19 protein-coding genes and 1 tRNA gene are annotated in these 14552 nt (G+C 33.6%); 13 read left to right on the plus strand and 7 right to left on the minus strand.

Annotated elements, in window-relative coordinates; translation table 11 throughout:
• Positions 1-2: 2 nt before the first annotated feature.
• The 5 genes from PMN2A_RS04165 (at position 3) to PMN2A_RS10980 (ending at position 4308) form a co-directional block, all read left to right on the plus strand.
• Positions 3-1754, plus strand: a complete 1752-nt coding sequence (locus tag PMN2A_RS04165) for a sugar phosphorylase (RefSeq protein ID WP_011293780.1) — start codon at positions 3-5, stop codon at positions 1752-1754.
• A 4-nt stretch (positions 1755-1758) separates the two neighbouring features.
• Positions 1759-2556: a mannosyl-3-phosphoglycerate phosphatase-related protein YedP gene (gene yedP / locus PMN2A_RS04170; protein WP_041711173.1), complete on the plus strand. Its 798-nt coding sequence runs from the start codon at positions 1759-1761 to the stop codon at positions 2554-2556.
• Complete coding sequence (locus PMN2A_RS04175; protein WP_011293782.1) at positions 2556-3566, plus strand: uridine kinase; 1011 nt, start codon at positions 2556-2558, stop codon at positions 3564-3566. The genes yedP and PMN2A_RS04175 overlap by 1 nt, the downstream gene beginning before the upstream one ends.
• A 122-nt stretch (positions 3567-3688) precedes the next feature.
• The gene (locus tag PMN2A_RS04180) at positions 3689-4066 is read left to right on the plus strand and encodes a GIY-YIG nuclease family protein (RefSeq protein WP_011293783.1); all 378 of its coding nucleotides are present in this window, start codon (positions 3689-3691) and stop codon (positions 4064-4066) included.
• Positions 4067-4173: 107 nt separating this feature from the next.
• Entirely contained in the window at positions 4174-4308 is a 135-nt protein-coding gene (locus tag PMN2A_RS10980; protein ID WP_011293784.1) for a hypothetical protein, read from the plus strand.
• A 42-nt stretch (positions 4309-4350) separates the two neighbouring features.
• On the opposite strand, the gene PMN2A_RS04185 is transcribed toward PMN2A_RS10980, so the two are convergent.
• Positions 4351-4632 (minus strand): hypothetical protein, encoded by a 282-nt coding sequence (locus PMN2A_RS04185; RefSeq protein WP_011293785.1) that lies wholly within the window; start codon positions 4630-4632, stop codon positions 4351-4353.
• An 86-nt stretch (positions 4633-4718) separates the two neighbouring features.
• Between PMN2A_RS04185 and PMN2A_RS04190 the strand changes: the two genes are divergently transcribed.
• On the plus strand, positions 4719-5558 hold the full coding sequence (locus tag PMN2A_RS04190) for an undecaprenyl-diphosphate phosphatase (protein ID WP_011293786.1): 840 nt from the start codon (positions 4719-4721) through the stop codon (positions 5556-5558).
• Between the two features lie 234 nt (positions 5559-5792).
• Here PMN2A_RS04190 and PMN2A_RS04195 read toward each other — a convergent pair.
• The 6 genes from PMN2A_RS04195 to PMN2A_RS04215 form a co-directional block, all read right to left on the minus strand.
• A tRNA-Pro gene (locus PMN2A_RS04195) sits at positions 5793-5866 on the minus strand.
• Positions 5867-5879: 13 nt separating this feature from the next.
• Positions 5880-6233, minus strand: coding sequence for a hypothetical protein (locus tag PMN2A_RS04200; RefSeq protein WP_011293787.1), 354 nt, complete (start codon positions 6231-6233; stop codon positions 5880-5882).
• 43 nt (positions 6234-6276) lie between these two features.
• On the minus strand, positions 6277-6441 hold the full coding sequence (locus PMN2A_RS10465) for a hypothetical protein (protein WP_011295178.1): 165 nt from the start codon (positions 6439-6441) through the stop codon (positions 6277-6279).
• Complete coding sequence (msrA, locus tag PMN2A_RS04205) at positions 6441-7190, minus strand: peptide-methionine (S)-S-oxide reductase MsrA (protein ID WP_011293788.1); 750 nt, start codon at positions 7188-7190, stop codon at positions 6441-6443. Before msrA ends, PMN2A_RS10465 begins: the two co-directional genes overlap by 1 nt.
• 4 nt (positions 7191-7194) lie before the next feature.
• Complete coding sequence (locus tag PMN2A_RS04210; protein ID WP_011293789.1) at positions 7195-7440, minus strand: hypothetical protein; 246 nt, start codon at positions 7438-7440, stop codon at positions 7195-7197.
• 90 nt (positions 7441-7530) lie between these two features.
• The gene (locus tag PMN2A_RS04215; protein ID WP_011293790.1) at positions 7531-9282 is read right to left on the minus strand and encodes an ABC transporter ATP-binding protein; all 1752 of its coding nucleotides are present in this window, start codon (positions 9280-9282) and stop codon (positions 7531-7533) included.
• Positions 9283-9356: 74 nt separating this feature from the next.
• On the opposite strand from PMN2A_RS04215, the gene PMN2A_RS04220 reads away from it, so the two are divergent.
• The 7 genes from PMN2A_RS04220 (at position 9357) to PMN2A_RS04250 (ending at position 14539) form a co-directional block, all read left to right on the plus strand.
• Positions 9357-9668, plus strand: a complete 312-nt coding sequence (locus PMN2A_RS04220; RefSeq protein WP_011293791.1) for a DUF3288 family protein — start codon at positions 9357-9359, stop codon at positions 9666-9668.
• A gap of 112 nt (positions 9669-9780) precedes the next feature.
• Entirely contained in the window at positions 9781-10818 is a 1038-nt protein-coding gene (trpD, locus tag PMN2A_RS04225; RefSeq protein ID WP_011293792.1) for an anthranilate phosphoribosyltransferase, read from the plus strand.
• A gap of 29 nt (positions 10819-10847) precedes the next feature.
• Complete coding sequence (gene carA, locus PMN2A_RS04230) at positions 10848-12002, plus strand: glutamine-hydrolyzing carbamoyl-phosphate synthase small subunit (RefSeq protein ID WP_011293793.1); 1155 nt, start codon at positions 10848-10850, stop codon at positions 12000-12002.
• Between the two features lie 51 nt (positions 12003-12053).
• Positions 12054-12419, plus strand: a complete 366-nt coding sequence (locus PMN2A_RS04235; RefSeq protein WP_071813624.1) for an STAS domain-containing protein — start codon at positions 12054-12056, stop codon at positions 12417-12419.
• Complete coding sequence (locus PMN2A_RS04240) at positions 12416-12814, plus strand: Mini-ribonuclease 3 (protein ID WP_011293795.1); 399 nt, start codon at positions 12416-12418, stop codon at positions 12812-12814. The genes PMN2A_RS04235 and PMN2A_RS04240 overlap by 4 nt, the downstream gene beginning before the upstream one ends.
• A gap of 17 nt (positions 12815-12831) precedes the next feature.
• Positions 12832-14082 carry a 23S rRNA (guanosine(2251)-2'-O)-methyltransferase RlmB gene (rlmB, locus tag PMN2A_RS04245; protein WP_011293796.1) on the plus strand — a complete coding sequence of 417 codons (1251 nt, stop codon included), beginning with the start codon at positions 12832-12834 and terminating at the stop codon, positions 14080-14082.
• A 226-nt stretch (positions 14083-14308) separates the two neighbouring features.
• Positions 14309-14539, plus strand: a complete 231-nt coding sequence (locus tag PMN2A_RS04250) for a DUF1816 domain-containing protein (RefSeq protein ID WP_011293797.1) — start codon at positions 14309-14311, stop codon at positions 14537-14539.
• Positions 14540-14552 lie beyond the last annotated feature (13 nt).

The raw sequence follows: 14552 nt of genomic DNA on the forward strand, positions 1-14552 counted from the left end.
GAGTGTCTGAGTTGGATAGTGAATTAGATGAGCTGAGATTATCTCTCAGAGAAATTTATCCTGGGCACTCTGAACAAGAAATCAATTCAGTGTGGTCGCAATTGTTGCAGATTCTTGATCCATTTTGTGTTAACAAGGGCAAAGATGAATTAGAGATCGAATCAATTTGGGATTCTTCAAGTGTTGTTTTGATTACTTACCCTGATTCAATTTATAGGAAGGATGAATCAACTTTAAAAACATTAACTGAATTCGTAAAAAATAGATTAGGTGGCCTTTCATCAGTCATACATGTTTTACCATTTCTTCCTTCTACAAGTGATGGAGGATTCGCTGTTTCTAATCATGAAAAAATCGATGATTCCTTTGGGAATTGGAATGATTTAAAGGATTTATCTGGTAAGCATAAAATAATGGCAGATCTAGTTTTAAATCATGTCTCTTCTTCTCATCCATGGGTTCATCAATTTATAAAATCAGAGGATTCAGGTCCGTCTTACATTGTTTCTCCTTCTGAGACTAATGTTTGGGAAAATGTGATAAGGCCCAGAAATACATCACTCTTTACCAATATCAATACTAAACAAGGCTTTAAGAGTGTTTGGACAACCTTTGGACCAGATCAGATTGATGTTGATTGGAGGAATCCAAATATCTTTTTAGAGTTTTTGAAATTATTGGTTAGATACATAACTAATGGAGCTGACTGGATTCGACTTGATGCAATTGCATTTATTTGGAAGGAGCCGCATACTACTTGTTTACATTTAGACCCAGTACACTCAATAGTTAAGCTGTTAAATAAATGTTTGAAGATTATAAAACCTTCGGCAGTATTAATTACCGAGACTAATGTTCCAGAGAAAGAAAACCTTTCTTATTTGATTGAAGGAAATGAAGCTAATCTTGCTTATAACTTTACTCTACCTCCTTTATTATTAGAAGCTATTTATACCGGTAAAACAGATTTATTGAAGAGTTGGTTGTCAACGTGGAAAGAGTTGCCAAGGCACACTTCTTTGCTCAACTTCACTTCTTCACACGATGGTATTGGATTACGAGCACTAGAAGGCATTATGGACGATCAGAGAATACATAATCTCTTGGTTGAATCAGAGAAACGAGGAGGATTAGTTAGTCATCGTCGCTTGTCAAATGGAGATGATCAACCTTATGAATTAAACATTAGTTGGTGGAGTGCGATGTCAAACGAAGGCTCCGATAATACGGTATTTCAATTTGAGCGTTTTTTATTAAGTCAGCTTTTTACTTTATCCATAAAAGGTGTTCCAGCTTTTTATCTTCCATCTGTATTAGCTTCTCCGAATGATATAGATTCTTTTAGGAAAACAGGGCAAAGAAGAGATTTAAATCGAGAAAAATTTGAAGCTAACCAATTACTTGATGTACTTAAGAACTTTGATTCTCCCGCTAGTAAAAATATTTCATACCTCACTCATATAGTTAAAGTCAGGTCAAGACTTAAAGCTTTTCATCCGGAGGCGAGTATGAAATGTATCTCTACGAATATAGCTAATTGTATAATTCTTCAAAGAGGCTTGGATGAAGATAGTGTCTATGTTATTTGTAATATGTCTAGTAATTTCTTATGTATTTCTCCATTAAATCAAATTAATTCATTAGAATTAACCCCTGAGAAACGTTTACTAGATAATATTACAGGTTCTTATTTCAATACTGATACTTTTAAACTTAATCCTTATCAAGTCGTTTGGCTTACATTAGATGATTAGTCTTATGAAAAATAATTCTAAATATTGGATAGTTACAGATCTTGATGGCACTTTAATGGACGAAGATTACGATATAACTCCTGCCAAAAAAACCTTGAAAATATTGGCAGAATTGAATATTCCTGTAATACCTTGTACTAGTAAAACTGCTTCTGAAGTTAGATATTTTAGAAAAGAGAATGCATTGACAGATCCTTTTATTGTCGAAAATGGAGCAGCTGTTTATGGGGGTTATGAACAAAATTCGTCTGAATGGGAATTGATCTTAGGAAAAAGTTATTTTGAATTAAAAACTATATTATTTAATATCTCTAAAAAAGTTAACTACCACTTAACCCCATTAAATGATTTAAGCAAAAATCAAATATATGAACTTACAGGATTATCTGATCAAGGTATTACTAGAGCTCTTGATAGGTGCTGGAGCGTTCCTTTCTTAAATCCTCCTGATGATATTTTTGAGAATGTAAAGTCTATTTGTGATTTTTATAATGTGCATGTTTTCAAAGGAAATAGAATGAGTCATTTACTCTCCAGTGAAAGTCATAAAGGTAAAGCTGTTAATAAATTAAAGGTATATCTACAGAACAATGATGTAAAGATTATTGCACTTGGGGATTCGCAAAATGATCTTCCTTTACTTGAATATGCCGATATATCTATCGTTATTCCTGGTAAAAATGGCCCAAATAAGTACTTACAGAATGGTATTGATAATGGCTCTTTTAGATTAGCAAATGCCCCTCACGCAGAAGGGTGGGCAAATAGTGTTCAGGATATTATTAAAGATTTTAAGGATTGATGAAAGATAAAGATATTAATAATGATTTTAATCATATTTTCCCAAAGGATATAAGGGACGATTTCCTTTTTTCTCTTGATAGTTATCGTCTATTTCTTGAAGGCTTGTCTATTAACCCTTCACTCTTTTATCAAAAATGGTCTGATGTTCATCTTCAATCAATTATTGATAAATATTGGAAACCAACTCAAAAATCAGATTGGAAATGGTCGTTAGCACTTCCAATTTTTTCTCTTTTAGAAAATTATATAAATACTTTTAATAAACCAATAATAATTGGTTTTTCAGGACTTCCTGGATCTGGAAAATCTACTCTTGGACTTTGGATTGATAGTGTAGCTAGAGAACTATCTTTAGATATTAAGGTTATATCTTTGGATGATTTTTATTTGCCTGGCCATGAAATGGACGTTGCAATGACTGGTAATCCATGGAATGTTCCTCGAGGTTTTCCAGGGAGTCATTCTTTAGATTTATTGAATCAATCATTAGACGTTTTCTTAAAAACTGGTGTGTTGAATAGTCCGACTTTTGATAAGTCATTAAGAGATGGGAAAGGAGATAGATCAGGATGGTGTGATTCACAACCTAGAGTTTTAATTTTGGAGGGTTGGTTCGTAGGCTGTGAAGCTGTTTCTGATTTATCGAAAATAGATTCCATGGCTGCGGACGAATTTAATTTGTCATTGAGTCAGAGTGAAAAAGATTATCGAATTTTGATTCAAGAATCACTCTTTGAATATAGTCATATTTGGAAAAAATTTGAAAAGATTTGGCATCTTAAGTCTTCTCAATTTAATAATACAATTCTGTGGAAATCACAGCAAGAAGGAGAAATGATTAAGTTGAAAGGTTCGGGTCTAAAAGGAAATAATCTAAGTAATTTTATTCGAATGATTCAAACCTCTATTCCACAGCAATCGTTATCATTTATTAATTCAGATACGACAGTTGGAATTAATCAAGATCGTAGGATTAATTTTCTAAAGACTAGTAAATACTATTTTTGACACTCTTCAAACCAATTAAAAATAATACGTCTTATTATTTATTTTATCTTTTGTTAAACTTTTATCTTTTTTTCTATTTACACTCTATCATTATTAAATATTAATCCTCCCATGCCTATAAAATGGCTTCATATGTATATTTGATTCAGAATGGTGATTTATTCAATATTGGTTTTACAGACAACCTTGAACGAACAAGAATTAATTTAAGACCTGGAGAATTGGTAGCATTTCTAAATACTGATAACCCTGAACCGCTTATTAAAAATATCAGGAAAATATATGTTGATAACAGATTACCTGGATCAGATTATTATCGACTTGCGAATTCACAAGTAAAAGAATGCAGAACTCTTCTAGAAGGAGATGGGTCGAATAATTATTTTCAGCCATTTCTCAAGGGACCAAGTTTATTTGTATTCTTTATTTTTTCTTGGATTTTATTGACTTATTTTATTATTGAGTTTGCTGTAGATCCTGTTCTAAGTCGGTTTACCTAATCCTTACTATTCTTTGATTAAATATATTAATGATTTATACATAATCTTGCTTCCATAGATTTAATTTCATTGTTAGATTAGTGTAAATATTATAAATTTAGTCTGATTTGAATTTATCTAGTTTTTTGATTTTTGCTGCATTCCCTTTTGTTGTGTCAACAGTATTTTTTGGCACTAAGAATGGATATTACAATAGCGATGACTATGAGGGAGATGGTTGTGCTCATGATGTTCAGAGGTGATAGTTTCTCCAATCGACCTTTTGCTAAATATATAAGTATCTTTTAATTGCTTGAATTTTTGATGCATGTCCATTTGCTATCAAATTGCCAGACAGGCTTATAGATTTCATCTTCAATTGTTTTCCCAGCTTCTATACACATCTTTTTCGTCCCAATTGGAATAGCAAATAATGATGGACTTGTGATGCCACTTACTTGTGGTTTACCTCCAGGTCCCTGTCTATAGCTACCTATTACTAACCAGTAATCTGCTTTAGCCTTTTCTTGAATTCCCGCTAAGGAGGTTAGGGCAATAATAAATGAGAATATAATTTTTTTTCGCATGATTTATTTTTATTTTTGAAATCATATATATACTAATTGAAAATTTCTATATATTTAGCGAATTGTGTTTTTATTATCTTCTAAATATGCCTGAAGATATTAGTCGGTATCTATTTATTTGCTTTAAATCAATTTTCTTAGGTATTATTCAAGGCTTTACTGAATTTCTTCCAATTAGTAGTACGGCCCATTTAAAAGTTGTACCTTACCTTTTTGGTTGGAATGATCTTGGGGTGTCTTTTTCCGCTTCTATACAATTAGGAAGCGCAGTAGCTATTATTTATTATTTTCGTAATCATATTAGTTTAATTATTAATTCTTTCTTCTCATCTTTTAATCCTTCTAAAGGTTTCAAAGATGAAAATTCTAGACTATTCCTCTATATCTTTGTAGCTAGTATTCCAATATTAGTTTTTGGCTTACTTATTAAATTATATTGGCCCAACTATTCTGATTCGAATCTCAGAGGTTTATTTTCCATAGCGATCACTTCTATTGTTATGGCACTATTGCTAGCTCTTTCGGAAATTTATGGTAAAAGAAATAAGTTGTTTGTGGACATTAATTTAAATGATGTTATAAAATTGGGCCTTGCTCAATCTTTGGCTTTATTCCCCGGAGTTTCTAGATCTGGTATAACTCTAACCTCTGCTTTGTTTTCAGGTATTGAAAGAAAAACGGCAGCTAGACTTTCTTTTCTAGTTGGTATTCCAGCTGTTTCAATCTCAGGACTTGTAGAATTATTTTCTTTATTTAGAGTGTTATCAGTTATTGATATTATACCTATAATTATTGGTATCATTTCATCTTTCTTTTCTTCAATATTTGCTATTGATTTGTTTCTTAAGTTCCTATCTAAAAATAATACTTTGGTTTTTGTTTATTATCGTTTAGCTTTTGGCATATTTATATTGACAACTTTATAAATATTATTTTTCTAGATTCTTTGGTTTAGTATTGCTTTATGAGATTTATTTGTTTTTAATGAGTTATTTACCTGATTTATTCATTGTTTCTTTTGGGGAGATCGATATACCACCATTACTCTTTGCGTTAATTATTTTTTTAACTATATTCGTTTTTTTAGCAGTTCTGATTAGTACAACAAAATTAATCCAATCTTTAGTAAAGGACTCTGATTAGTCACGTATTCAATTTTATCGGAACGGCGGGATTTGAACCCACGACCCCCACTACCCCAAAGTGGTGCGCTACCAAGCTGCGCTACGTCCCGCATTTTTAAATTATCACAAGGGCTTGCGGATAGTTGAAATTTTTAATGATTTCCATTTAATCCTTTTCTTAGACTTTCTATTTATTCGTCTGATGAGTGAATTCCTATCTTCATTAGAATATCCATTAATAGATAGTCTTTTAGCCATTAATCTTAACTCGTAAATATTCATCTTTGAGAGTTTTAATTCAATATCTTTATTCCAAGCCTCTCCCTCCTTTGGCAATGTAGCTTTATGTTGTGAAACTTCGATTGAGTAGATTAATTCAGCAAATAATTCTGGAATAATTACAATTAAAATAGCAAGAATATTGTATAAGTTTATTCGAGCTCTTTCCAGATTTTTCTCTAATTTATTATTTCTCATATTTTATAAAAAGTAAAATCCAAGTAAAAAATATATTTTTTCTCTAACTTGGATAAGCTAATTCAGTATTTAATGAACTATCCATCCATTGAATTGTTTTCTCTTGTTCAATTTTATCAGATTTAAAACTAAACACTAAAAAGAATACTAACAACAAAGTAGCTAATATTATTAGCAAAACAGTTCTATCTGGTAATTGATCATTCATTATAAATTAGATTCAATAGGTGTGTTCTCTCCTCTAAGAATACAATGCGTTATGTCCCAATTATAGTTAGACCAAATTTTTTCATTTAGTTTAAAGTTTGCCCCACTAAAATTTTTAAATGTTACCTTTGTTGGCATCGCAGAGCAATATGGTCTGCTACCAGGCTTTGCTAAATATTGTTGGTGATAGTCCTCTGCAAAATAAAATTTAATATCATTCTCAATCTCTGTAGTAATAATGCCAAAGCCATTATTTTTTAGTTCTATTTGATAGCTATTTTTGCTTTCTATCGCTTTACTTAGCTGCTCTTTGCTTGTCGTATAAATCGCTGATCTATATTGGCTTCCACTATCGTTTCCCTGACGATTGCCTTGTGTTGGGTCATGGCATTCCCAAAATAATTTTAGTAGATCGCTTAGATCAATTTCATTGTTATTCCAAACAACTCTCACGACTTCGGTATGACCTGTTAGTCCAGAACATACCTCCCTGTAGTTTGGATTTTCCTTCTCGCCTCCTGCATAACCTACTGAAGTTGTTATGACTCCTGGAAGCCTCCAGAAGCCTTTCTCTGCACCCCAAAAGCAGCCACATCCAAAAAGTATTTCTTGCTCATTATCTTTTAGCTTTGCTGTAAGATCATTTTTTAATATTGTATGTTGCAATTTCTTATTTGTTTTTTCTATACTTTTAACAGAATATAGCTTATCAATTATTAGGGTTAAATATTTAATTATCTTTTTAATCATAACTTTAATTTATAGTTTCTATTCTTATATGATTTATTAGTGTAGTAACAAATGCAAATAATAAGAAAGGGAGGCTTAATACAAGTATTAAACCAACACCTAAAAGAGCAAAAATTGGTCTTGATGAGCCCATTAATGCAAGACCTGCAGCAAGACTTACAAAAATTACACCCATCCATGCAAGTATTTGAATGTAAATATCACCAAATGCAAGGTCGCATATAAGTTTATATTTTGTTAGTGCGCTCATAATTTCTTAATTATCTCAATTAAAATAATTGTTTTTTTAGCTTATATCTAATTCAGATCGAATTGATTAAAAAAAGTTAATAAGTAATGATTAATCATCTGATTGAATTTGTTCTTTGGCTTTTTCTCTCTCCCACATGCTTTTATACAAACCATCTTTCTTAATTAAGAATTGATGAGTTCCCTCTTGTACAATTTTTCCATCATTCATTACCAATATTCGATCACACGCAGCAGCAGCTGAAAGTTGATGACTAATCATTAATACTGTTTTACTATATTGTTTTTTTATTGTTTGAAGTATTGCTGACGCGGTTTTATTGTCCACACTTGCTAAGGCATCATCAAGAACAATTATCTTTGAATCTACTAATAAAGCTCGACTTAAAGCAGTTCGTTGTCTTTGTCCACCGCTTAGAGTTATTCCTCTTTCACCGACAAGTGTTTTAAGTCCATCAGGAAAACCTTTTATGTCATCTGTCATTCTCGCTTCATAGGCTGATTCTTGGACTTTCTCTGTGGACGCTTCTGGATTCCCGTATTTAATGTTTTCTGAAAGTGTTTCTGTAAAAAGATATCCCTCTTGAGGTACTAAAGCGATATTGCTTCTTAACTGATTCAGTTTTAGGTTCATGACATCATTATCGTCTAAATACAAACATCCTTCATCAATTTTTATTATCCTTCCTAAAGCTCTTGCCAAGGTTGTTTTACCGCACCCTACAGGTCCTACTAAGGCGACTATTTCTCCGGGGGTTATTTTGAATGAAATTTCATCTAGTATTTTCCTTGGTGAATCTTCATAACTTACTGAAAGATTTTTTGCTTCTAATTTTCCTGAAATAGGTTTAGTTATATTTACAGTATTATCTTTATCTTTGATTGTAGGTTCATGATTAAGAAGTTCTTCTACTCTCTCTAAACTTACTTGACCCAATTGAAAAGTATTAAGTGTAAAACCTAATAAGGCTGTAGGGAAAACTAGTCTTTCTACATAAAGAATTAAAGCTACTAAGCCTCCAACCGTAAGAGTTCCACTGCTTAGTTGCCCACTACCAATTGCAATAAGTAGAAGCAATGAAATTGAGGATAAACCTTGAAGTAGTGGAAATAAAGTACTTGCAGTTCTTGCAAGGTTAATAGCAGCGTCTCTGTATCTGATATTTAATTTCTTGAAAGCTTCTTGCTCAGCTCGTTCTTGACCATAAATCTTAATGGCACTAATGCCAGATAGATCTTCTTGAATTAGTTCACTTAGTTCGGATAAAGCTTGTTGTTGCCTCTTTCTTTGTTTAACCATTCTTCCTCCGAACAATCCAACGGTGCCAAATAAAACTGGATAGACGGAAATAGCAAAAAAGGTTAAAAGCGGATTAATTGTCAGCATTGCTGGCAATGTGAAGGTGTATGCCAATAATGTGTTTGTAAGACTAAGAACCGTAAAACCAAGCAATCTTCGAATGTTTTCCAAATCGCTAGTTGCTCTTGTTATGACTTCTCCAGTCCCTATTGTTTGAACCCAGCCGGGATCCTGTTCCAGCATTCGATCAAATAATTTTTGTCTCAATGAAACTTCTACTTGTCTGCCAACCCCAAACACGAGTTGCCGAGATATCAATCTTGCTCCCCCCATTACTGTCGCCATGAGTATTAACCATGTCGACTTATTTAAGACGTATGAAAATGTAAATCCTTCTTTTAGATCATCAACTATATTTCTCACTTCCATAGGAATAGCAACGCTTAGAATATTTACAAAAATCAGACAGAAAGCACCTATTATTAGTTCCCTCTTGTGTGGTCTCAAATAGTTTTTTATTAGATCTAGTCTTAATGCAGCCATTCTTTTATTAATATGCCCATTAACCTAGGCAATATAAGCCCATGGACGTGAGCAAAATTCAAATTAACTAATTTATGAACGAGCCACAAAATCATCCGCTTTATTCAACAGATCGTGAAAATCTTGACCGACTATGCGCGATAGATTCTCCTACCTCAAATAATTTTGTTGAATTAGCTAGATTAATGATTCGATATCAGGATTTCAGAGGTGCTGAAGATCTTAATTCAGATATGGAAAAACTATTAAAAAAATGGAGCATTAATCGTGACAAATTAGAGGCAATAACAAGGAAACTTTGGTCGGAGGGATTTCGGCCTGCAAGTCATTCAAGTTCCGATAACGTCGGTTCTGGATTTGATACGTCAGATTCCAGTCAAGCTTAATGTTAGGAAATTATTTTTTTATTTAAACAACTTCCATAGTTGATATATTAATGATTAAGTTATAAAAAATATTGTTCTTGGAACGCTTAACACTCAGGCATTTTTCTAATAAATGACCATTTTAAATCCTATAACTTTTCCAGTAATTCTTGAATCACTTCTTGCTTCCAATGATTTAACTGAAGAGCAATCTAATTATTTAATGAATTCATGGCTCGATAATAAAATTGAACCAGTTCAAACGGGGGCATTTCTAGCAGCATTTAGAGCAAAGGGTGTTTCTGGTGATGAACTTTCGGCAATGGCAAAAATTCTTCAAGATGCCTCAACGACTCCATCAGATCTACCATCTTTTGATTTGGTTGATACATGTGGAACTGGCGGAGATGGAGCGAACACTTTTAATATTTCTACAGGAGTTGCCTTCGTATCAGCGGCTTTAGGGGTGAAAATTGCTAAACATGGAAATCGAAGTGCAAGTGGCAAGGTTGGATCAGCTGACGTATTAGAAAATTTAGGATTACCTTTAAATGTTTCCTCCGGGAAAGTTGTTGAAGCTTTAAAGAAGTTAGGTATTACATTTCTTTTTGCTCCTTCTTGGCATCCTTCATTGGTAAATCTTGCTCCTTTAAGAAAAAGCTTAGGAGTCAGAACTATCTTCAATTTACTGGGTCCATTGGTTAACCCACTTAGACCAAAGTCTCAAGTATTGGGAGTAGCCAAAGCTGATTTGCTTGATCCAATGTCAGTAGCTTTAAAAGGAATGGGACTTAAAAGAGCTGTTGTGGTTCATGGAGCAGGAGGCCTTGATGAGGCTTCACTTGCTGGTGCTAATCAATTTAGGTTCTTAGATAAAGATGTTATTAGATCTGAAATTATTAGCCCTGGTGATCTTGGACTTACTCAAATCTCTAATGAATCCTTAAAAGGTGATGGTTTGAAAACTAATTCTCATATCTTAAAGTCTTTACTTAATGGAGAAGGAAATCAATATCACAAAGAAGTCATAGCATTAAATACTGCTCTGGTTTTATGGGTATCAGGAACTGAGGATGATTTATCTTCAGGTGTCAAACGAGCATTAGATTGTTTGGATACAGATAAATCATGGCTCCTTTTCGAGCAATTAAGAGACTTTTTAGCCACTTAATTCTTTCAAACTGATAAACCCTATTCCTTATGTTTTTTGATACTGATAGCTCTGCAATTTTGTTATTAGAGGATGGGACATATTTTGAAGGATTATCTTTTGGTGCGGTTGGAACTATTTCTGGTGAAGTCGTATTTAATACAGGTATGACAGGTTATCAGGAGGTCATTACTGATCCAAGTTATTATGGTCAACTTATTACGTTTACCTATCCAGAGATTGGAAATACTGGAGTAAATTATGAGGATAATGAATCATCGCATCCCTCAGTTAAAGGTGTGATAGCTCGTCAAATATCCAAAACTCCCAGTAACTGGAGACATGAAATTTCGTTTGAAAATTGGTTAAACGATGAAAAAGTTGTTGGAATTCATGGAATAGATACAAGATCACTTGTTAGGCATATAAGAGAGTCAGGTTCTTTGAATGGAATTATTTCATCAGAGTCAAAATATTCAATCGCTGAATTATTTTCACTTTTAAAAAAATCTCCTTCAATGAGTGGTCTTAATCTTGTCGATAAAGTAACAACAAAAAGAGCTTTTAATGCTAATTCAAGTTGTCCTGTTGCATTTGATATGAGAATTAAAAATACTCAAACAATTCCATACAAAGTTGTTGCTATAGATTTTGGGATAAAGCAATCGATATTGGATCGACTAGTTGCCCATGGTTGTGAAGTAACTGTCTTGCCTGCAAGTGCTGAAATGACCGATGTATTAGCTTTATCCCCTGAAGGTGTTTTTCTTTCCAATGGTCCTGGTGATCCTTCCACCGTCCATAGTGGTATTAATCTTGCTAAAGATTTAATTGAATATAAAAAACTACCTGTTTTTGGAATCTGCTTAGGCCATCAAATCCTTGGATTGGCTTTAGGTGGTAAAACTTTTAAACTTTCTTATGGACATAGAGGACTAAATCATCCATGTGGATTGAACGGAAAAGTTGAAATTACTAGTCAAAACCATGGATTTGCTTTGAATTCAGAATCTTTAAATTCCGAGAAAATAAAAATCACCAGATTAAATTTAAACGACCAAACAGTTGCTGCTATTTCTGTTATTGATAGGCCTTTCTTTGGTGTTCAATATCACCCCGAAGCGAGCCCTGGTCCTCATGATGCTGATCATCATTTTAATCATTTCGTAACCTTAATAGAAGAACGACGAAGAATCGTGGATTAATTTGGTTTCTATCACTACACTTCCATCATGAAGTCATAGGGGACTAATCCCATAACTGAATTACAACGACTTACAGTTTCTCTTAGAGGTGGTTCTAAACAGCAAAATGGTTGTTTAGTGATTAATTTCACTGGTCAACTAGATGCTTATTCAGAGAAACAATTCACAACATATATCAATGAAGTTTTAGCTTCTAATCAGCTATCAGTTGTAATTGATTTATCTAATATCGATTTCATTGATTCTTGTGGCTTAGGTGCAATGGTTCAGGCCGCTAAGAAATGTACTGAGTCAAAAAGATCATTTAATGTTGTAGGAAATCCTAGAGTAACTCAGACAATTAAACTTGTTCGCTTGGAGGAATACCTTCATCTGGCACCTGATCTAAGTACCGCAATTGGTAAATTATCAGCTTGACGGATTGGATTCGCTCTTACAAATCAACCATTTCTCCCGATGGATTGGGCCCTTTGCAATTAGCCTGGTTAGGTGATGCTGTTTGGGAAATGCATCAAAGGTTGAGATATTGCAGTAGCCCAATGCGCTCGAAGGATCTTCATAATGCAGTTGTAAGGGAGGTAAATGCATCCAGTCAAGCGAAGGCAATCACGAAATTAGAGCCTTTTCTTACAGATACTGAAAAGGACTTTCTTAGAAAAGGTAGAAACAAAGCTGGAAGAGGTCCTAAAAATGTAGATGCTGCCACATATGCAATTGCTACCGGATTTGAGACTATTGTTGGTTGGTTGTTTTTGAAAAATCCAAATCGGCTTGCTGATTTATTCGATCTTCTTGATCGACCCATTAACTAGAAAATATTTCTTATAAAATGAGTTATCGCTTCAATAAAGACACAAGGAATTCAAAAAACTCTTCATCTAATAAACGAAGTAGTAATTATTCTCGTCAAGATAATGACTCCAAAAAGTCAAACTTTAATGATAGAAGAAGAACCAATAACAAAATAAATCGTCATTCTTCTGATCAAGTAAATCAATATTCATTAGGTAAAGAATTTTCTGATCGATCAAGAAGTAGTAACGAGGCTAATTCCAACTACAGAGGATCTAATCGATTCGAGAGGAAATCGACCAACTCTTCGTATAGAAATCAAGACTCTCAGGAAACAAACAATTACAGAGGATCTAATCGATTCGAGAGGAAATCGACCAACCCTGCGTACAGAAATAAAAATTCTCAGGGAGCTAGCAGTTATAAAAGAGAAGAAAATAATGAACCTCTTTCATATTCTGAAAGCTTTAGCAAAACATTAAGTGATGATCTGATTTGGGGCCGCCATTCAACTGAGGCAGCCCTTGTTGGCGGCAGGGCAATTCACAGGATTTGGTGTACCTCCGAATTACGCAGTACACCAAAGTTTTTTCAACTTCTCAAAGATCAAAAAGCTTCTGGGGTCTTAGTTGAAGAAGTTTCATGGTCAAGGCTTGGCCAGCTCACAAATGGTGCAGTCCATCAAGGAATAGTTTTACAAATTGCCGCATCAAAAACACTTGACTTGAAGAATTTAATAGATGCTTGCAAAGCTTTTGGTGATTCATCATTGCTCTTAGCTTTAGATGGCTTAACTGATCCTCAGAATCTTGGGGCAATAATTCGATCTGCCGAAGCCCTCGGTGCTCAAGGATTAATCCTTCCACAAAGACGAAGTGCAGGATTAACAGGATCCGTAGCAAAAGTTGCCGCTGGAGCTCTGGAACATTTGCCTGTAGCAAGAGTTGTTAATTTAAATAGGTCTTTGGAGAAATTGAAAGATGAAGGTTATACCGTTGTTGGCCTCGCTGAGGAGGGATCATCTACTTTATCTGAAATCAAATTTCAAGGTCCTTTAGTAGTAGTAGTTGGCTCTGAAGATAAAGGAATTTCTCTAATAACTAGAAGATTATGTGATCAGTTAGTAAGAATTCCTCTCAAGGGAGTCACTACAAGCCTAAATGCATCAGTTGCTACGTCTATTTTCTTATATGAAGTTGCTAGATCCAAATGGATGCGCTCAATCTCTGGACAAGACCCTTCTCCTAGATTATTGAAACCTCAGATTTCATCTGAAAAGATTAACTAATCTCTTTAATTTAACCTTTAAAAGATGCGTATATTTTTTATAGTTTTTTTAGAATTTTAAAAACTTCATAATTAAATTATACTATTAATTACTTCAGGCACAGCTTTTTATACTCAACTTTTCATGACTTCAAATATATGTTTCATCATCAAGTGAACATAATATTCCTTTTTTATTTGATAAACATCTCGTTAAGAAAGTATAATAAATTAAATGCAGTTTACTTATGGGTCCCATTAGGGCTCTTCGAAGCTTAGGTAATAGTTTTGGCTTGGCCTGGTGGGCCAAGGTTGAGACAATTCAACCTGAGGTGACTTATTGGTTTGGTCCTTTTCTCACTCGCCGTAGCTTGAAAGTCAGATTAAATGGTTTTATAGATGATCTTTCTGCAGAGTCACCCAAGAAAATTAATCATAGTTTAATTAGGTGTCGCCGTAATGAGCCTTTAACGTCATAAGCTTAAAAATATT

This window comes from Prochlorococcus marinus str. NATL2A (assembly GCF_000012465.1).
GTDB lineage: Bacteria > Cyanobacteriota > Cyanobacteriia > PCC-6307 > Cyanobiaceae > Prochlorococcus_B > Prochlorococcus_B marinus_B.